17 protein-coding genes are annotated in these 17413 nt (G+C 73.4%); 12 read left to right on the plus strand and 5 right to left on the minus strand.

Translation table 11 applies throughout. The features are described 5' to 3' along the window. The first annotated feature begins 43 nt into the window (after positions 1 to 43). The 5 genes from P696_RS0141275 to P696_RS0141295 are packed head-to-tail and all read left to right on the plus strand — an operon-like array spanning position 44 to position 4476. A complete protein-coding gene (locus P696_RS0141275) occupies positions 44 to 1849 on the plus strand; it encodes a TY-Chap domain-containing protein (RefSeq protein WP_026416907.1) in 1806 nt (601 codons plus the stop codon). Further along, complete coding sequence (locus tag P696_RS0141280) at positions 1846 to 2214, plus strand: hypothetical protein (protein WP_026416908.1); 369 nt, start codon at positions 1846 to 1848, stop codon at positions 2212 to 2214. Before P696_RS0141275 ends, P696_RS0141280 begins: the two co-directional genes overlap by 4 nt. A gap of 30 nt (positions 2215 to 2244) precedes the next feature. Further along, a complete protein-coding gene (locus P696_RS0141285) occupies positions 2245 to 2997 on the plus strand; it encodes a LamB/YcsF family protein (RefSeq protein ID WP_026416909.1) in 753 nt (250 codons plus the stop codon). Between the two features lie 16 nt (positions 2998 to 3013). Then, entirely contained in the window at positions 3014 to 3634 is a 621-nt protein-coding gene (gene pxpB, locus P696_RS0141290; RefSeq protein WP_026416910.1) for a 5-oxoprolinase subunit PxpB, read from the plus strand. Next, positions 3631 to 4476, plus strand: a complete 846-nt coding sequence (locus tag P696_RS0141295; protein ID WP_211246014.1) for a 5-oxoprolinase subunit C family protein — start codon at positions 3631 to 3633, stop codon at positions 4474 to 4476. Before pxpB ends, P696_RS0141295 begins: the two co-directional genes overlap by 4 nt. On the opposite strand, the gene P696_RS0141300 is transcribed toward P696_RS0141295, so the two are convergent. Beyond that, complete coding sequence (locus tag P696_RS0141300) at positions 4469 to 5524, minus strand: winged helix DNA-binding domain-containing protein (protein WP_026416912.1); 1056 nt, start codon at positions 5522 to 5524, stop codon at positions 4469 to 4471. The genes P696_RS0141295 and P696_RS0141300 overlap by 8 nt on opposite strands. A gap of 10 nt (positions 5525 to 5534) precedes the next feature. After that, the gene (locus tag P696_RS0141305; protein WP_026416913.1) at positions 5535 to 8069 is read right to left on the minus strand and encodes an AAA family ATPase; all 2535 of its coding nucleotides are present in this window, start codon (positions 8067 to 8069) and stop codon (positions 5535 to 5537) included. Between the two features lie 162 nt (positions 8070 to 8231). Between P696_RS0141305 and P696_RS0141310 the strand changes: the two genes are divergently transcribed. The 6 genes from P696_RS0141310 (at position 8232) to P696_RS0141335 (ending at position 13465) form a co-directional block, all read left to right on the plus strand. Next, the gene (locus P696_RS0141310; RefSeq protein WP_026416914.1) at positions 8232 to 9173 is read left to right on the plus strand and encodes an ABC transporter ATP-binding protein; all 942 of its coding nucleotides are present in this window, start codon (positions 8232 to 8234) and stop codon (positions 9171 to 9173) included. Further along, on the plus strand, positions 9170 to 9901 hold the full coding sequence (locus P696_RS0141315) for an ABC transporter permease (protein WP_211246007.1): 732 nt from the start codon (positions 9170 to 9172) through the stop codon (positions 9899 to 9901). Before P696_RS0141310 ends, P696_RS0141315 begins: the two co-directional genes overlap by 4 nt. Before the next feature lie 77 nt (positions 9902 to 9978). Continuing rightward, positions 9979 to 11175 carry a sensor histidine kinase gene (locus P696_RS51680; RefSeq protein WP_157430238.1) on the plus strand — a complete coding sequence of 399 codons (1197 nt, stop codon included), beginning with the start codon at positions 9979 to 9981 and terminating at the stop codon, positions 11173 to 11175. Positions 11176 to 11179: 4 nt separating this feature from the next. Further along, entirely contained in the window at positions 11180 to 11785 is a 606-nt protein-coding gene (locus P696_RS0141325) for a response regulator transcription factor (RefSeq protein WP_026416916.1), read from the plus strand. A 269-nt stretch (positions 11786 to 12054) separates the two neighbouring features. Continuing rightward, a complete protein-coding gene (locus tag P696_RS0141330; RefSeq protein WP_026416917.1) occupies positions 12055 to 12768 on the plus strand; it encodes a ribonuclease HII in 714 nt (237 codons plus the stop codon). A gap of 64 nt (positions 12769 to 12832) precedes the next feature. Beyond that, on the plus strand, positions 12833 to 13465 hold the full coding sequence (locus tag P696_RS0141335; RefSeq protein ID WP_026416918.1) for an HhH-GDP family DNA glycosylase: 633 nt from the start codon (positions 12833 to 12835) through the stop codon (positions 13463 to 13465). A gap of 104 nt (positions 13466 to 13569) precedes the next feature. Here the strand turns inward: P696_RS0141335 and P696_RS0141340 are convergent, their stop codons facing one another. The 3 genes from P696_RS0141340 to P696_RS51685 form a co-directional block, all read right to left on the minus strand. After that, positions 13570 to 14229, minus strand: coding sequence for a nitroreductase family protein (locus P696_RS0141340; protein WP_026416919.1), 660 nt, complete (start codon positions 14227 to 14229; stop codon positions 13570 to 13572). Positions 14230 to 14296: 67 nt separating this feature from the next. Next, entirely contained in the window at positions 14297 to 15346 is a 1050-nt protein-coding gene (lplAB, locus tag P696_RS0141345) for a lipoate-protein ligase LplAB (protein WP_026416920.1), read from the minus strand. A 10-nt stretch (positions 15347 to 15356) separates the two neighbouring features. Next, complete coding sequence (locus tag P696_RS51685) at positions 15357 to 16037, minus strand: SbtR family transcriptional regulator (RefSeq protein ID WP_051469084.1); 681 nt, start codon at positions 16035 to 16037, stop codon at positions 15357 to 15359. A 120-nt stretch (positions 16038 to 16157) separates the two neighbouring features. On the opposite strand from P696_RS51685, the gene P696_RS0141355 reads away from it, so the two are divergent. After that, positions 16158 to 17252, plus strand: coding sequence for a Gfo/Idh/MocA family protein (locus P696_RS0141355; RefSeq protein ID WP_034489628.1), 1095 nt, complete (start codon positions 16158 to 16160; stop codon positions 17250 to 17252). Positions 17253 to 17413 lie beyond the last annotated feature (161 nt).

A 17413-nucleotide genomic window follows, 5' to 3' on the forward strand; every position in this document is an offset into this window, starting at 1 on the left:
GCTACGGTCGTCTCCCGACCCGCGGACGTGAAGGCTGGACCGAGTGGACTGGAGCGACTTCGCCGACCGGCTGGCCGCCGAGCTGGTGCGGCTGCCGGACCGCGCGTTCCTGATCGTGCAGGGGCCGACCGGGCTGCCCTACACGCAGGTGCTGCGCGCGGACCGTGCCCTGCACGCGGAGGCGGTCGGTGACGCGTTCCTGCCCGTGCCGTTGACGGCCCGGCAGGAGCGGAAGCTGTCCGGGCACGGGTGGAACGAGCCCGACGACGAGGAACGGCTCAACTGGTGGATCCAGGTGGAGGCCCCCGAGGCGACGCGTCCGCGTCCGTGCGGTGATCTCGCGAAGCGGATGACCGGGGCGCTGCGGGAGGCGTACGGCGTGCGGTCGCCGCGCGAGCTGGTGTACCAGGCCGGGATGACGGGTCCGGACGGCGGGACGCCGCTGGCGCTGCCCGCACTCGGGATCCCGTCCGCCGTTCCGGACGCCGAGTACGCCCCGACGACGGGCGCGCTGAGCGGCGAGGCCGAGGCGGAGCGCGCCCTGACGGTCGCCCGCGAGCGCGGTGACCAGGAGGGGTACCTGGAGCTGCTCGCCCGCACGACCCTGTACCTGCCCACTCCCGGTTCGGACGGCGAGGGGGGACGGCACTTCGCGACCGCGCAGTTCGGCGGCGGGACGTTCGTGCTGGCCTTCACCTCCCCCGAGGCGATGGACCGCTCCCTGCGCGGACAGGCCGTCCACCACCAGACCTCGACGGTGGGCGATCTGGTGCGGGACTGGCCGCATCCCGACTGGCGGCTCGCGGTGAATCCCGGTCTGCCCAGCGCGTCCTACCTGGACACGCACATGCTCTCCAGCGCGCCGAACCAGCCCCTCGCGCCCTCGCCCGTCCCTCCTGGTCTCGTCCCGCCTGGTCCTGTTCCGTCTGGTCCTGTTCCGCCCGCGTCGGGTCGTGCGGGGTCTGCCGGTGGGGTGATGCCGCCTGATCCGTCCGACAAGCATGTGGCCGGACGGTCGCGTGCGGCGGCGTCCGCGCCTCAGGTGACGCGGCTGGAGCGCCTTCCGCAGACGACGCGTCCGGACGCCGGTCCGCAGGCGACGCGGCCCGATTCCGTTCCGGCGCCGACGGTGTTCATGGTGCAGAAGGTGGTGCGGCCCGAGCACGTCACCCACTACCTCGACGGCGGATACGACCTGGTCGCCGGGTATGTGCACAAGCTTCAGGACGTGGCCGACCTGACCCGGCCGGAGGGGATCGTCCGGGCCCTCGGGCTGGACCAACCCGGATCGCCGTTCGAGGCGGGCATGGACGAGATGCACGTGATCCGCTGGCCCGCGGTGAAGCCCGCGCTGTTCCGGAGCGCGCCGGGCGAGGGTTCGTCCGTGCCCGGGTTCAAGGTGGAGAGCCAGCGCCTGCCGCATGGCGCGGAGATGCACCGGCTCGCGCGCGAAGGCCGTCCGACGCTCGTCGCCGTGTATGACGCCGACCTGCGTCGCTGGCGGATCCGCCTGGCGACCGCGCGCGGCGCCGACAAGCCCCGCACGCCCCGGTCCGCGCGCCGCGCCGACTCCTCGGGCGCGCGGAAGAGCCGGACGCCGACGACGATGTTCGCGGGTCCCGCGACGTCCTCGGACGCCTCGTCCGGCGCGCGGCGTGGGCTCGCGCCGTCCGCCTCGGGTGGGTCGACTGGGCGCGGGGCTGCGGAGGCTTCGGACGGAGTGGGTGAGTCCGGTCCTCGGGGTGCGGCATCGGGTGGCCAGGCGGGCGTGGAGTCAGGGACTCGACCGTCCGAGACCCGGCCCGACGCGCCTCGGGGACGGCACGCGCGCGGTGGGGGTTGGGAATGAGCGTCCGGCACGGATATGTCGCGGACTGGCGGGGCGAGGAGTACGAGGCGAGCCCGGACGGGGACGACGTCCGGCTGTACCGGGCGCGTCCGGCCGAGGGGTTCGAGGAGATCACGTCGGACCGGTACGTCCGGGTCGTTCCCGCGGACGAGGTGACCCGGCTCGCGTACGTGAGCACGCGCTGCACGTGGCGCGGGGAGCCGTTCGCGGTGCTGGGCGAACATGAGGGCTGGTTGCGGGTGGAGTACGCCGGCGACCGCGCGCCCGTCGCGGAGCGGCTCGGGCTGGAGTTCTTCGACCGGGGCGTGTACCAGGCGTGGGCGCCGCGCGGCGAGGTGACCGGGCTCGCCGAGAAGGCGGTCTGAACCGCGTCCCGCGGTGGTACATCTCTTGCCATGCCGGTGATGGACATCAACGCCGACCTCGGTGAGGGGTTCGGCGTCTGGGAGCTCGGCGACGACCTCGCCCTGCTGGACGTGATCACGAGCGCGAACGTGGCCTGCGGGTTCCACGCGGGCGATCCGCTGATCATGCGGCGGGTGTGCGCGGCGGCGGTCGGGCGCGGGGTCGCGATCGGGGCCCAGGTCTCGTACCGCGATCTCGCGGGGTTCGGGCGGCGCGAGATGGACGTCGCGCCCGAGGAGCTGACCGCCGAGGTGCTGTACCAGGTCGCCGCGCTGGACGGGATCGCGCGCGCGGAGGGCGGACGGGTCCGGTATGTGAAGCCGCACGGCGCGCTCTACAACCGGCTGGCCCGCGATCCCGCGCAGGCGCGCGCGGTCGCCGACGCGGTGCGCGCGTACGACACGACATTGCCGCTCCTCACGCTGCCGGGCTCGGCGTTGTACGAGGTCGCGGACGGTTTGACGGTCGTCGAGGAGTGTTTCGCCGACCGCGCGTACACGCCGGAGGGGCGGCTCGTGTCGCGGCGGGAGCCGGGCGCGGTCGTCCACGATCCGGAACAGGTGGCCGGACGGGCCGTCCGGATGGCGACGGAGGGGCGCGTCACGGCCGTGGACGGGTCGGAGGTGTCCCTCGCGCCGCGCTCGATGTGCGTGCACGGCGACACACCCGGCGCCGTGGAGCTGGCACGGGCCGTCCGGGGCGCGCTGAAGGACGCCGAAGTGCGCCTGGAGCCGTTCGCGTGAGGACGGAGGTGGTGGTGTGAGGACGGTCAGGCGGGCCGGGGACGGTGGGCTGCTCGTCGAGACGGCGGACCTGGACGACGCGCACCGGCTGCACCGGGCGCTGCGGGACGCGGCGTTCCCCGGTGTCACCGACATCGTCCCTGGTGAGCGGACGGTTCTGCTGGTCGCCGAGCCGGACGCCTGCGACCTGGACCGGCTCGCCGCGCGCGTCGCGACGCTGGAGGCGACCGCGGCCGAGGCCGAGGACGCGCCGCCGGTCGAGATCCCGGTGCGGTACGACGGCGAGGACCTGGGCGAGGTCGCGGAGCTGACCGGGCTGTCCGTCCGGGAGGTGGTCGAGCGGCACGCCGCCACCGAGTATTCGGTGGCCTACCTGGGCTTCTCCCCCGGTTTCGGGTACCTGACCGGTCTGGACGAGGCGTTGCGGGTTTCGCGGCGGGCGTCCCCGCGGACGTCCGTCCCCACAGGATCGGTGGCGATCGCCGGTCCGTACACGGCGGTGTATCCGTCGCCGTCGCCGGGTGGGTGGCGTCTGCTCGGGCACACGGATCTCACGATGTGGGACGTCCAGCGCGATCCGCCGTCTTTGCTGCGTCCGGGGCTGCGCGTCCGGTTCGTCCCGGAGTGGACGCGGTGATCGAGGTCGTCCGCCCGGGGCCTCTGGCGACCGTCCAGGACCTGGGCCGTCCCGGATACGCGCACCTCGGCGTCCCGCGTTCGGGCGCGGCCGACGCGCCGTCGCTGCGCCTGGCGAACCGCCTCGTCGGCAACCCCGAGGGCGCTGCGGGCGTCGAGTTCACGCTGGGCGGCGCGTCCCTGCTCTTCCACTCCCCCGCCTGGATCTCGGTCACGGGCGCTCCCCTGGACCTCCGTCTGGACGACCGTCCCCAGGGGATGAACGCCCCCGTCCGCGTCCCGGAGGGCGGCACCCTCCACCTGGGCGTCCCGCCTCGCGGCCTGCGCAGCTACCTGGCCGTCCGAGGGGGGTTGACCTGCGAGAAGACCCTGGGAAGCCGGTCCACCGACCTGCTCTCCCATCTGGGCCCGCCCGCCCTCGCTCCCGGTACGCGCCTCCCCTTCGGACGAGCCGACGGCCCGATGAGCGTGGACCTCGCGCCCGTCGCCCCCCTGCCGGGCGCCCCGGTCCTCCGCGTCCTCCCTGGGCCGCGCGACGACTGGTTCGCCCGGGACGCCCTGACCGTCCTCACGTCGAACCCGTACACGGTCACTCCGACCGGAAACCGCGTCGGCGTCCGCCTCGAAGGCCCCGCCCTCGTGCGCGCACGCGAAGGCGAATTGGCGAGCGAGGGCATGGTCACCGGCGCCCTCCAAGTGCCCCCGAACGGCAACCCGATCCTCTTCCTCACCGACCACCCCACGACAGGCGGCTACCCGGTCATCGCCGTCGTCCGCCACCAGGACCTCCCCCTGGCCGCCCAACTCCGCCCCGGCGACAACCTCCGCTTCCACCTCAGCTGAGCAGGGCGCGGATGCGGGTGAGTTCGGGGGTGAGGGTGGTGGGTGGGAGGGGTTCGAAGAGGGTGGGGGTGGAGTCGGGGGTCGTGGGGTCCCAGGTTCCGGCGACGTGTCCCTTGTGGAGGACGACGGAGGAGATCCAGCCTGCGGTGCGGCTGACGTCGGGGCGGTGGGCGGGTGGGACGAGGTGGGGAGAGCCGGTGCCGCCCGCGAGGATGTACTGGTCGAAGGGGCCGAGCAGGCGGACGGACGTGGACGGCGGGGTGGCGATGAGGTCGTCCAGGTGTTCGGGGAGGACGGACATCGGGGTGCCCTCGACGTCGACCTGGGCGAGGTCGGCGGCGTCGAACCAGGCGCGGACGTCCTTCTTGCGGCTGGCCTTGCGCAGGAGCCAGTTGTCGAAGGTGTCGGGGGTGGCGGGGCCGTGGGCGCCCAGGAAGGCCCGCAGGACGGTCCGGGCGGCGTCCTCGACGGGCGGGAGGGACGTCCAGGGCGGGCGGGTGAAGGTGACGCGGGCGCCCCGGGACGGGCCGTGGCAGAGGACGCCCTGCCAGGCGAGCGGTTTGAGCAGCATGCCCCAGCCTGAGCCGAGGAGCTCGGCGAGGTGGGTGGAGCCGGTCTCCTCGACGATCGCGGTCGTGAGTTCCTCGCGGGTGAGGGGCGTGCCGTCGGCGAGGGCGGTCCGGGCGGCCTCGGCGAGCGCCTCGACGTCGCCCGGGGTGGCGCCGAAGTTCTTCTGCCAGCTCTTCTTCTCCCAGCTGCGGGCCGCGGCGCAGAGGGCGAGGTGGGCGGGGGCGTCGTCGGCGGGCAGCAGGTGCAGGGTGCCGCGCATCGCCCAGGTCTTGACCAGGGAGCCGTCGGCGACCGCGGCGGCGACGCCTCGCGGGCTCTTCTGGCGGACGCGGACGGCGAGGTCGGCCGCCGACATCACCTGGGCCTGGACGCCCGCCAGCCGGCGGGCGATCTCGACGGCGGACGCGTCCGCCACGGTCTCGATGTGCTGGCGGCGCATGCGCCAGGCGAGGGCTTGCGCCCAGGTCACGGTCTCCATACGGACGATCTCACCACGTTCGGGACAGGCGGTGGGTCAGCTCGGAGAGCGCGTCGTGGACGTCGTCCGCGGTGAGGGTGGTGAGGTCGGTCGGGGTCGCGGAGTCGCCCAGCGCGGCGGCGCGCAGGGCGCGGACGGCGGACGCCTTCTCGTAGAGGGTGCGGGCGAAACGTCCGTTGCCGAGTTCGTCGACGCGGCCGAGGCCGACGGCGCGCTGGAAGACCCGGGCCAGGTCGTCCAGGGCGGTCTCGGCCCACGCGTCGCCGCCCTGGCGGGCGATGAGCTGCGCGATCCGGAGCAGCTCGTCCGGGCCGTAGGACGGGAAGTCCACGCGCTCGTCGAATCGGGAGGCGAGGCCCGGGTTGGACGCGAGGAAGCGGTCCATGTCACCGGGGTACCCGGCCAGGATGACGACCAGGCGGTCACGGTCGTCCTCGGCCCGCTTGAGGAGGGTCTGGACGGCCTCGGCGCCGAACGCGTCCCCGCCCGAGTAACCGGAGTTGACCAGGGAGTACGCCTCGTCCACGAACAGGACGCCGCCGAGCGCCGAGTCGACCACCCGGTTGGTCTTGAGCGCGGTCGCGCCGAGGTGCTCGCCGACCAGGTCCGCGCGCTGGACCTCCACGACGTCCGGGCGGGTGAGCAGGCCGAGCGCGGCGAAGATCCGGCCGAGCACGCGCGCCACCGTCGTCTTGCCGGTGCCGGGCGGGCCCGTGAACACGAAATGCCTGGTCGGCGGGCGGGTGACCAGGCCCTGCTCCTGCCGCATCCGGGCGACCTTCAGCTGCGCGGCGATCTGGTGGACCTGCCGTTTCACCGGGGCCAGGCCGATCATCGCGTCCAGGTCGCCGAGCGCCTCCTCCAGCGTCGGCGTCTCGGCGTAGCCGCGGTACCGCTCGGTCAGCTCGGCGAACGCGGCGTCCACGTCGCACGCGGTGAGGGTGACGAGTTCGTCGGCGGTCGGCGCACGGTCGCGGTCCCGGTCGGCGGCCACGACCCGCACGTCTCGTGCGCGCGCGGCCGCCTCGGTCAGTGACCGGACGAAACGGCCGTTGCCGAGCTCGTCCACGATGCCGCGCCTATGGATCTCGACGAACCTGTCGTGGAGACGGCCGCGCGCGGCGTCGTCGAAGCGGTCGTCGCGTCGGCCCGCGTGCAGCTCGGCGATCTCCAGCAGTTCGTCCGGACTGTAGGACGGGAAGTGGACGCGCGTCCCGAAGCGGGAGGCCAGGCCGGGGTTGGAGTCGAGGAACGCGCCCATGCGGTCCTCGTATCCGGCGAGGATCACGACGAGGTTGTCGCGGTCGTCCTCGGCCCGTTTGAGGAGGGTCTGGACGGCCTCGTCACCGAACCGGTCCGGCTGCCCCTCGGACGCGTTGACCAGGGAGTACGCCTCGTCCACGAACAGGACGCCGCCGAGCGCCGAGTCGACCAGCGCGTTCGCCTTGATCGCCGTCGCGCCCAGGTACTCGCCGACCAGGTCCGCGCGGGTCGCCTCCACGACGGTCGCGGCCGGGAGCAGGCCGAACGCGTGGAAGATCCGCGCGAGGACGCGGGCGACGGTCGTCTTGCCCGTCCCGGACGGCCCGACGAACACCAGGTGCCGCATCGGCTTCTCGGTCGGCACCCCGGCAGCCGCCCGCAGATGCGCCGCCTCGATGGACGCCGCTATGGACCTGACCTGCCGTTTCACCGGTTCGAGGCCGATCATCGCCTCGAGTTCGGCGAGGGCCTCGCGGGCCGTGGGGGCGTCCGGTTCGTCCGGTGGGCGCGCCTCCGCCGCCGCTCGTTCCTCGTAGGCGGCCCGCGTCGCCTCCGGCACTCCGGCGTTCTCGGCCTGATCGTCGGGACGCCTGCCCTGGGTGGCCGGAGGCTTCCTGTCGGACGGCTTGGACTCCCGCGGCTCCCGCGGCCTCTTGCCGTTCGCGCTTTTCGCTTCGGTGCGTTCGCTGGACTGCTCCTGCACCCAGCCGGTCTCGTAAGCCTCCGCCGAGGACGTCCGCCGTGCCTGATCCCACCGGTACGCCAGGACGGCCAGCCCTGCGACCCATGCAGGGCCTGCGGAGAACTCCGGAACCGACAACGCCGATCCGGCCGCGACCACACCGGCGGGGACGAGCGCCACCAGGGCCGTCCGCCAGGGCGCGTATCCGCGCAGCCGCAATGCGACGACGGCGATCGGCAGCGCGAGCAGCGCCAGCAACAGGCCAGGGTTCAGGTAGGCATGCGGATGGCCCGAGTACAGGCCCCCGAGGCCCACCGAGCACGCCAGCCACGCGACGACCACCGCGACGACCGCCATCCCCACCGGGGACCTGAGCGTCAGGTGCGCTACCACCAGCAGGATCACCGTGAACGCCGCGGCCGTCGGGACCGGCAGGTTCACCACCGCCGCGACCGCGACGACACCGGCCAGCAGGACGAGGCCACCCAGGAACCGGAGCCCTGGCAGCACATGGAAGTACCGGCAGCGCAGACGCTCGAAGAGGTCCCGCGCCGCGGTCCCTGCCGCCGGGCGGGAGCCGGAGCCACCGAACAACGTCATCAAGTCCGAGTAAAGCGTAGGAGATGCCCCAGCGGCACCCCTCCATTCCGAGCTTCGACCCGCATAGCCACATCACTCTGTGTCAACTGGGACATTTGTACTGCGGGATCGCGGATCTCCGGCCCTGCCACCCGGCCCCTGCGGATTTCTAGTGTTCTCCGCATGAATGCGGTGGACGTGCGCGGTGTGAGCAAGGGGTTCGGGGACGTCCGGGCGGTGAACGACCTGGACCTGCGACTGGAGCGGGGACGGACGGTCGCGCTGCTCGGCCCCAACGGAGCGGGCAAGTCGACGCTGATCTCGATGATCCTCGGCCTGCGGGCCCCGGACGCCGGGACGGTCCGGGTGCTCGGCGGGACGCCGGAGCGGGCCGTCCGGGCCGGGCGGGTCGGCGCGATGCCGCAGACCGGACGGCTGATCGGCGGGGTCACGGTGCGGGAGCTGGTCGGGTTCGTCCAGCGGGCGCACGCGGCGGTCGCGCGCGGCCCGATGCCCTCGCTGGACGAGCTGATGGCCGTCGCGCGCGTCTCCGACCTGGCCGGGCGCCGCGCGGACGCGCTGTCGGGCGGGCAGGCGCAGCGGGTCCGGTTCGCTCTCGCGGTGGCGGGCGCGCCCGACCTGATCGTGCTGGACGAGCCGACCGCGGCGCTGGACATCGAGTCCCGGCGCGAGCTGTGGACCGCGATCCGGGCGTGCGCCGAACGCGGAGCGACGGTCCTGTTCTCCACGCACTACCTGGAGGAGGCGGACGCCGAGGCCGACCGGATCGTCGTGGTCGACCGCGGACGAATCGTCGCGGACGGCACCAGCGACGAGATCAAGCGCCGCGTCCCCGGCCGGACCGTGAGCGTCGACGCGTCCGTCCTGCCGGATCCGGCGGGCCTGCCCGGGGTGGTGAGCAGCGAGGTGGACGGACGGCGCGTCCGGCTGCACACCACCGACGCGGACGCGACCGTGCTCGCGCTCGCCGCCGCCGGGGCCGTCCGGGACCTGGAGGTCACCGGGGCGAGCCTCGAACAGGCGTTCCTGACCCTGACCCACACCGAGGATCCCAGCGGAACCCACGCGGGAACCCACACCGTCGCCGAGGAGATCGTCCGATGATGCTCGTCCACTATGTCCGGCTCGAGCTGCTGCGGCTGCTGCGCGACCCCGGCTACCTGATCATGACCCTGGTGTCGCCGCTGACGATGTACCTGGTCTTCACCAACCTGGACCTCGGCGGCGGGACGGGGTCCGACGGCGCGGCCTACTCGATGGTCGGGATGGCCGGGTTCGGGGCGATCGGCGCGGTCATGACCAGCGGCGTCTCGATCGCCGAGGACAAGCCGCTCGGCTGGATCCGGCAGCTGCGGCTGCTGCCCCTCGCGCCGTCCCAGGTGGTGGTCGGACGGGCCCTGTGCGCGATGGTCGCGGCGCTGCCCCCGATCGCGGCGGTCTGCCTGGCGGGCGGCCTGGTGAACGGCGCCTCGCTGTCCCCCGGACGCTGGCTCGCGGTGGTCCTGCTGCTCTGGCTGGGGATCGCGCCGCTCGCCGTCCTCGGCGTCGGGTTCGGGTACCTGCTGACCGCGCAGAAGGCGCAGATGGCCGGGCTCACGGTCTACATGGGCCTGTCCCTGCTGGGCGGGCTGTGGTTCCCGATCGCGAGGATGCCGTCCTGGCTGGCGGACGTCTCACGCGTCACCCCGGTCAACCGGTACGGCGAGCTGTCGTGGCAGGTGGCGGGCGGGCACGCCCCGACGCTCGCGGGCACGCTGGTGCTGGCCGCCTGGGCAACGGCGTTCACGGTGCTCGCGGTGATCGGCTACCGCCGCTCGGCGCAGGCGGTGTGACGCGTCCGTGCAGACCGGGACGTACCGTCCGCGCAGCTCAGGCCCTACGGTGTCGACGTGCGAAGAGTGAGGTGCTGATGCGACGTCTCGTCGGGGCGCGGGCCCCTCGGATCGTCCAGGACCACGTCCCCCGGCGGCCCGCCATGGACCTGAACAAGATGGACGAGAAGGGCCCCACGCCGTGGGCGTTCGTGTTCTGGGTCATCCTCGCCTGGTGGCCGTTCCAGGACGTCCTGCGGGGTTCGGCGCGTCCGTTGTGGCTGGCCGTGCCCCTGCTGGTGGGGTTCCTGGCCGTGTACGCCGGGACGGTCGTGGCGGCGTTCGACGGCCGCGTTCCGCTGTGGCCGCCGATCGTGGGCGTGGTCGCGCTGACCGGCGCCGCGGCCCTCGCGTCGGCGGAACTCGGCTCGCGCTGGTATGTGTTCTTCCCGCTCGCCGGCCTCGCCGCCGGGTCGGTCGCGGGACACCTGCCGAACCGGTCGCCGCGTCCCGAATGGGGACTGCTGGCGCTGGTCGGCGGGGTCTCCGGGGCCGTGGGGCTGACGATCTGGCTCGGCGGCGTGAAGGGCGGCGGCGCAGGAAGCATCTGGTGGGGGACGGTCTCGGCGGGCACCGTGACCGCCATCGTCATCCGGCTGTTCTCGGTGATCGCGCTGCTGCGTGAGGCGCGCGAGGAACTGGCGCACGCCGCCGTCGCCGAGGAGCGGTTGCGGTTCTCCCGCGACCTGCACGACCTGCTCGGGCACACGCTGTCGCTGATGGTGGTGAAGGCGCAGGCCGCCCGGCGGCTCGCCGAACTCGACCCGGCGCGCGCCGCCGAGCAGGCCGCCGACATCGAGCAGGTCGGACGGCAGGCCCTCACCGAGGTCCGGCAGGCCGTCAGCGGATACCGGGGGCGGGGCCTCGCCGCCGAACTCGACCACGCCCGCACCGCGCTCGCCGACGCGGGTGTCCGGGCCGTGGTACGGCGCTCCGGCGGGCCGCTGCCGCCCGATCCGGACGCGCTGCTCGGCTGGGTCGTCCGGGAGGGCGTCACGAACGTCATCCGGCACAGCGGCGCCGGACGGTGCGTGATCACCGTCCGGAACGACGGGTCCGAGGCGTCCGTGGAGATCACCGACGACGGCCGTTCCGGCGCGGAGGCGTCCGCCGGGAACGGGCTGTCCGGGCTCGGCGAGCGGGTCGGGTCGGCGGGCGGGACGCTCCGGACGACGCCGTCCTCGTCCGGGTTCGTCCTGGCCGCGACGGTGCCGGTCGCGGCGGGTGGAGAATGATGCGGTGATCCGAGTGCTGCTCGCCGAAGACCAGGGCATGATGCGGGGCGCACTCGCGCTGCTGCTCGACCTCGAGGACGACATCGAGGTCGTCGCGCAGGTCGCCGACGGCGCCGAGGCGCTGCCCGCGGCCCTCGAGACCCGTCCGGACGTGGCCGTCCTCGACATCGAGATGCCGAACCGCACCGGCCTGGACGTCGCCGCCGACCTGCGCCGCGACCTGCCGTCCTGCCGCGTCCTGATCGTCACCACGTTCGGGCGGCCCGGCCACCTGCGCCGGGCCATGGAGGCGGGCGCGCGCGGCTTCCTGGTCAAGGACGGCCCGATCGAGGACCTCGTCTCCGCGATCCGCCGCGTCCTGGCGGGCGAGCAGGTCGTGGACCCGGCGCTCGCCACCGCCGCCCTCTCCGTCGGCCCGAACCCGCTCACCGACCGGGAACGGGACGTCCTGACGGCCGCGGCGGACGGCGCGACCGTGGCCGACATCGCGGGACGGCTGCACCTGTCGGAGAGCACCGTCCGCAACTACCTGTCGTCCGCGATCGGGAAGACCGGCTCGCGCAACCGCATCGAGGCCGTGGGCGCGGCCCGCCAGAACGGCTGGCTCTGACCGGACGCCTCCGTCCGGCCGCGCCACGGGAGGCGATTCGCCGACGCGATGTCCGCACCACGCACGAACCCGCTGCGGGGGCGTGTGGGCGGCGCCGCCGGGGGTGCGCCGCGCGTCCGCGCGATCGGGGGTCGGAGGGGTCGTACGATCGGGAGTCGCCGCCACGCCTCCTAGGTCCGGGAGAACCCTTGTCCGCTGCCGAGTCCACCTCCGCCGACCTCGCCCTGCCGGGCTTCGAGCCGGACGCGTCCGGGGAGTCCGGGGCGCGCCTGTCCCGGGTAGCCGGATACGAGATCGAGGACGAACTGCGCGCGCTGACCGGGCGTCCGCTGCGGATCGCCGGGGTGGACGAGGTCGGACGCGGCGCCTGGGCGGGCCCGGTCGTCGTGTGCGCGGCCGTCACCGACCTTTCGGCCCCGCCGGAACTCCCCGGACGCGGCAAGAAGGTGGTCAGGCTCACCGACTCGAAGCTCCTGACGAAGGCGCACCGGGAGGCGTTCGCCGAGGTCCTGCCGGACTGGCTGGACGGTCACGCGATCGGCGCGGCGTCCCCCGAGGAGATCGACGAGCTCGGCATGACGGCGGCGCTGCGGCGCGCGGCCGTCCGGGCCCTGTCGGCACTGCCCGAGCCGCCCGACCTGGTCCTGCTGGACGGCGACGTCGACTACCTGCGGGACCCGCGCTGGCGCGTCCGCTGCGAGGTCAAGGCCGACCAGCGCTCGATCACGGTCGCCGCCGCGTCCGTGCTGGCCAAGGTCCACCGGGACGGCCTGATGGCCGCGCTTGACACCGGTTTTCCCGGGTACGGGTTCGCCGACGCCGCCGGTTACCCGTCCCCGGTCCACCAGAAGGCGTTGGAGGAGCACGGCCCGACCCCACACCACAGGATGTCCTGGTCGTACCTGGACGACCTGCCCCGCTGGCGGCACCTGAAGCGCCACCGCGATCCGCTCGCCGGCGAGGGCCAGCTCAGCCTGCTCTGATTCGCCCCCGGCAGGCGTCAATCGCGCACGCGTGGGTAAAGCGCGATTGACGGGAGGTGCGTAGATGGACGCTGTCGTGAAGAGGCTGTTGCGTGAGGCGGGTCAGACCTATGCCGAGGAGGTGGGCATCCCGCTCAAGGACCAGCCGGGTCCGCTGTTCCGGCTGCTGGTCCTGGCCAACCTGCTCAGCGCCCGGATCGGGTCGGACATCGCGATGGCTGCGGCACGCGAGGTGTTCGAGGCGAGCGGCGGCACCGCGCGGGGGCTCGCGCGGATGACCTGGCAGCAGAGGGTGGACGCGCTGGGCCGCGGCCACTACGTCCGCTACGACGAGAGCACCGCGACGCGCCTCGGCGACATGGCCGACATCGTCCAGGACAAGTACGGCGGCGACCTGCGGCGACTGCCCATCGAGGCCGAGCGCGACGCCGCCCGCGCGGGCGAGCTGCTGCGCGAGTTCCCCGGCATCGGGCCGGTCGGCGTCGACATCTTCTGCCGCGAGGCCCAGCACATGTGGCCGTGGCTGCGTCCGTACATGGACGCGCAGGCGCTCAAGGGCGCCGAACGCCTCGGCCTCCCCGCCGACCCGAAGCGCCTCGCGGACGAGGTGCCCGACAAGGACCTCGCGCGCTTCGCCTCCGCGCTCGTGCGCGTCGCCCGCGACAAGAAGCTGGCCGAATCCGTCCTGAAGGGCTGACCGATTTCGGAATGCGGCCGGGACTCTTCGTCACGCGTCCCGGCCGTTTCCTGTGATGCCGAAGTCGCTGTTTCCGCTGCTCAGGGCCGAATTCCGGGCTAGCGTCAGAGGTGGACGACGATGTCGTCCAGGGGCTTTTTGGTGATGTCCGGAACCATCGCGCCGTCCGCCGGGTAGCCGACCGGAATGACCACGTACGCCCGTTCCTCCCGGGGACGCTCGCAGACCTCGTTCAGGAACTTCATCGGGCTCGGCGTGTGGGTGAGCGTCGCCAGACCGGCCTGGTGGAGGGCCGCGAGCAGGAAGCCCACGGCGATCCCGACGGACTCCTTTACGTAGTACGGTCGCGGCGAGTGAGGGCCCTTGTGCACCTCGAACACGACGATGACGGCCGGGGCGTCCTCGAGGAACGGCTTACGCCAGTCGGTGCCGAGCGGGGCCAGCGCCTCCAGCCACTCCGGCGACGCCCGGTGCTTGTAGAACTCGCGCTCCTCCGCCTCAGCCGCCTCGCGCAGCCTGCGCTTGCGCTCCGGATCGGTGATGACGACGAACCGCCACGGCTGCACGTTCGCGCCGCTCGGCGCGGTCGCCGCGGCGCGCAGGGCGTGCTCGACCACCTCCGGCGGCACCGGGCGGGGCCCGAAGTCGCGAACCGTCCGGCGCAGCGTCATGGTGTCGGCGAACGCCCGCGCGCGCTCGACCGCGTGCCCGGCGGGCACGTCGAACCGGGGCGCGGGCACGACCGGATACGGGTACTGGCTCATGCCCTCGTTCTAACCGGCGGCCCGTCCCGTCCACAACGGCAAGATCTGCCACCCGGAACGCGGGCCGTCACGGGACGCGGGCGGTCCACTCCGGGGTGGCGAACTTCTCGGCGACGTACTTGTCGGCGAGGACGCGCTCGTCGTCGGTGAGGGTGTCGGGAGTGAGGCCGTAGCGGGTGCGGAAGTGCCCGACCATGCGGCCGATGATCTCGTCGCGGGCCAGGCCGGTCTGCCTGCGCAGCGGGTCGACGCGCTTCTTCGCGCTGGTGGTGCCCTTGTCGGACAGCTTCTCCCGGCCGATCCGCAGCACCCGCAGCATCTTGTCCACGTCGATGTCGTACGACATGGTCACGTGGTGCAGGACGGCCCCGTTCGCGAGCCGCTTCTGCGCGGCCCCCGCGATCTTGCCGTGGTCGGAGGTGATGTCGTTCAGCGGCTGGTACCAGGCGCGGATGCCCAGCTCGGCCAGGGCGCCGAGCACCCAGTCGTCCAGGAAGGCGTAGCTCTCGGCGAACGACATGCCCGCGACCAGCGACTCCGGCGCGTACAGCGAGTAGGTGATGGTGTTGCCGGGCTCGACGAACATCGCGCCGCCGCCGCTGATCCGGCGGACGACCTCGACGTCCAGGCCGGTCGCGGCGTTCCCGTCCACCTCGTTGCGCAGCGACTGGAAACTGCCGATGACCACGGCGGACGCGCCCCATTCCCAGATGCGCAGCGTCGGCGGACGGCGGCCCGCGCCGACCTCCTCGGCGAGCACCTGGTCGATCGCCATGTGCAGCGCGGGCGGCTGCGGACCCTCGTGGACGAGCCGCCAGTCGTGGTCGCGCCAGTCGGACGCGCGCGCGACGGCCCGCCGCACCGCGATCCCGACCGCCTCCGCGGTCAGCCCGAGCATCACCGTGCCTCGCGGCAGCTCCGCCTGCACGCGCGCGGCGATGTCGCGCGCCTCGAGGCCCGCGGACAGCCCGTCGAGCGCGCGGTTCATCGCGTCGAGCGCCTCGTCCGGCTCGAGGAAGAAGTCACCGCTGATCCGGGGGGCGCGCAGCAGCCCGTCGACCACGTCCACGTCGGCCACGACGAGCTTCCCGCCGGGCACCTTGTATTCGCCATGCATCACACGTCAGTCAACGGCCTCCGCCCGCCGGGGATTCCGCCGCGGATGATCTGGTCGGCGCCGGCGTCTCGGGGGCCTTGGGGGCGTCGCCTGGGGGCGGAGTGGGGACGGGCGTGCGCAGGCCGTCCAGGACGATCGAGAGGTTGCGCTCCCACTGGTCGGGCCCGGCGTGGATGCCCATGGTGTGCGCGCCCGTGGACGCGCCCACCAGCAGGAACGACACGTCCGTCCAGGACACGTCGGCGCGGATCGCCCCGGCGTCCTGGGCACGCTCGACCAACTGCCGGACGCGGTCGCGCAGCTCGGCGCGCTCATGGTCGAGGACGCCGCCGATGGCCTGGTTCACGTCACACAGCTCGTTGCGAAGCCGCAGGTAGGACGCCGCGAAGTCGCGGAAGCCCGTCCACGGGTCGGAATCGGCGAGGCCCCGGTCGCCGCGCTCCAGGATCTCGCCGATGATCTCCTCCAGGACGGCCTGGAGCAGCCGCTCGAGCGTGCCGACACGCCGGTAGAACGTGCCCACGCCCACACCCGCGCGCCGCGCGATGTCGTGCGCGGTGATCTCGCCTCCCTCGGCCGCCGCACCGCGCGTGGCCTCGACCAGCCGCTCGACGTTGCGGCGGGCGTCGGCGCGCGGGACACGCCCGGAACCGTCGTCCAGCAGGCGGTCCACGGCACTCACGGTCTCCATGCCCTCGATCGTAGCAAACGGACGACACGCGTCCGGATTAAGTGGACAGCTCGCGTCCGCTTGGCCTAGAGTCCCTCGATATCCGGACGGCACGCGTCCGCTTCTCGAAGGGAGATCATCATGTCCGTGATCCGCGTCGGCATCATCGGGGCCAACCCCGACCAGGGCTGGGCGTCCCGCGCCCACATCCCCGCCCTGCGCGCGCTGCCCGGCTTCGAGATCACCGCCGTCGGGACCCGGCGCGAGGAGAGCGCCCGCGAGGCCGCCCGCCGGTTCGGCGTCCCCCACCACTTCACCGACCCGCACGAGCTCGCCGCCCACCCGGACGTCGACCTGGTCGCCGTCACGGTGAAGGTCCCCGCGCACGACACGCTGATCCGCGCCGCCCTGGACGCGGGCAAGCACGTCCTCTCCGAGTGGCCGCTCACCCGCACCACCGAGGAGGCCGAGGCGGTGGTCAAGCTGGCACGGGACGCCGGGGTCCGTACCGCGGTCGGCCTCCAGGCCCGCTTCGCCCCCGCCGTCCTGCACGCCCGCCGACTGCTCGCGGACGGCTACGTCGGCCGCGTGACCTCGGTGAACGTCCACGGCGCACTCGCCAAGGGCGCGGACGGCACGGTGCCGGGCTGGTCGTCCTACACCGCCGACGTCCGCAACGCCGCGGGCACCCTGGAGGTCGCCGGCGGCCACCACCTCGACCTCGTCCGGCACCTCTTCGGCCCGATCGCCGAGCTGTCGGCGACCACGGCCGTCCAGCGCGTCCACTACACGGTCGCCGAGACCGGCGAGCCGGTGACGGCCGACAGCCCGGACCAGGTCGCCCTGAACGGCACCTTCACGTCCGGCGCGACCCTCGCCGCGCACATCCACTACGCCAAGCTCACCTCGCCCCACACCCGCATCGAGATCGCGGGCACCGAGGGCGACCTGACCCTGCTGACCACCGGCGGCTGGGGCGTCCAGATCGACGAACTCACCCTCCTGGGCAACCGCGAACCCGGCGCAGCCCCCCAGAAGATCGCCATCCCGGACCCCCTGAACACCCTCCCCGCGTCCCTGAACGCCACCGAAGCCGCCAACGTGGCCAGCCTCTACCAGGCATTCGCCAACGCCCCCGAAACCATCCCCACCTTCGAAGAGGCCCTGGCCCTACACAAACTCCTCGACACCATCCGCCACTCCGCCACCTCCGGCACCCGCCTCACCCTCACCTGACCCCACCCCCTCCCCACCACACAAACCCCACAGCCAGTGCGCGCACCACATACGGGCAGCGCGCGCGGTGCGTGGACGGCGCGCCGTGCGGGGGGCGGGTGCGGGGGGGGGCGGGTGCGGGGGGGGGGGGTGCGGTGGGTTAGCGGGTGCGGCCTCGGGGC

It is taken from the genome of Actinomadura oligospora ATCC 43269 (assembly GCF_000518265.1).
GTDB lineage: Bacteria > Actinomycetota > Actinomycetes > Streptosporangiales > Streptosporangiaceae > Spirillospora > Spirillospora oligospora.

What these genes read in the sequence shown, in the direction of transcription:
- P696_RS0141280 (WP_026416908.1), top strand. Translation starts at nt 1,846, where the DNA reads ATGAGCGTCCGGCACGGATATGTCGCGGACTGGCGGGGCGAGGAGTAC.
- P696_RS51680 (WP_157430238.1), top strand. Translation starts at nt 9,979, where the DNA reads ATGCGACGTCTCGTCGGGGCGCGGGCCCCTCGGATCGTCCAGGACCAC.
- P696_RS0141335 (WP_026416918.1), top strand. Translation starts at nt 12,833, where the DNA reads ATGGACGCTGTCGTGAAGAGGCTGTTGCGTGAGGCGGGTCAGACCTAT.
- P696_RS51685 (WP_051469084.1), bottom strand. Translation starts at nt 16,037, where the DNA reads ATGGAGACCGTGAGTGCCGTGGACCGCCTGCTGGACGACGGTTCCGGG.
- P696_RS0141315 (WP_211246007.1), top strand. Translation starts at nt 9,170, where the DNA reads ATGATGCTCGTCCACTATGTCCGGCTCGAGCTGCTGCGGCTGCTGCGC.
- P696_RS0141285 (WP_026416909.1), top strand. Translation starts at nt 2,245, where the DNA reads ATGCCGGTGATGGACATCAACGCCGACCTCGGTGAGGGGTTCGGCGTC.
- P696_RS0141300 (WP_026416912.1), bottom strand. Translation starts at nt 5,524, where the DNA reads ATGGAGACCGTGACCTGGGCGCAAGCCCTCGCCTGGCGCATGCGCCGC.
- P696_RS0141355 (WP_034489628.1), top strand. Translation starts at nt 16,158, where the DNA reads ATGTCCGTGATCCGCGTCGGCATCATCGGGGCCAACCCCGACCAGGGC.
- lplAB (WP_026416920.1), bottom strand. Translation starts at nt 15,346, where the DNA reads ATGCATGGCGAATACAAGGTGCCCGGCGGGAAGCTCGTCGTGGCCGAC.
- P696_RS0141305 (WP_026416913.1), bottom strand. Translation starts at nt 8,069, where the DNA reads ATGACGTTGTTCGGTGGCTCCGGCTCCCGCCCGGCGGCAGGGACCGCG.
- P696_RS0141340 (WP_026416919.1), bottom strand. Translation starts at nt 14,229, where the DNA reads ATGAGCCAGTACCCGTATCCGGTCGTGCCCGCGCCCCGGTTCGACGTG.
- P696_RS0141310 (WP_026416914.1), top strand. Translation starts at nt 8,232, where the DNA reads ATGAATGCGGTGGACGTGCGCGGTGTGAGCAAGGGGTTCGGGGACGTC.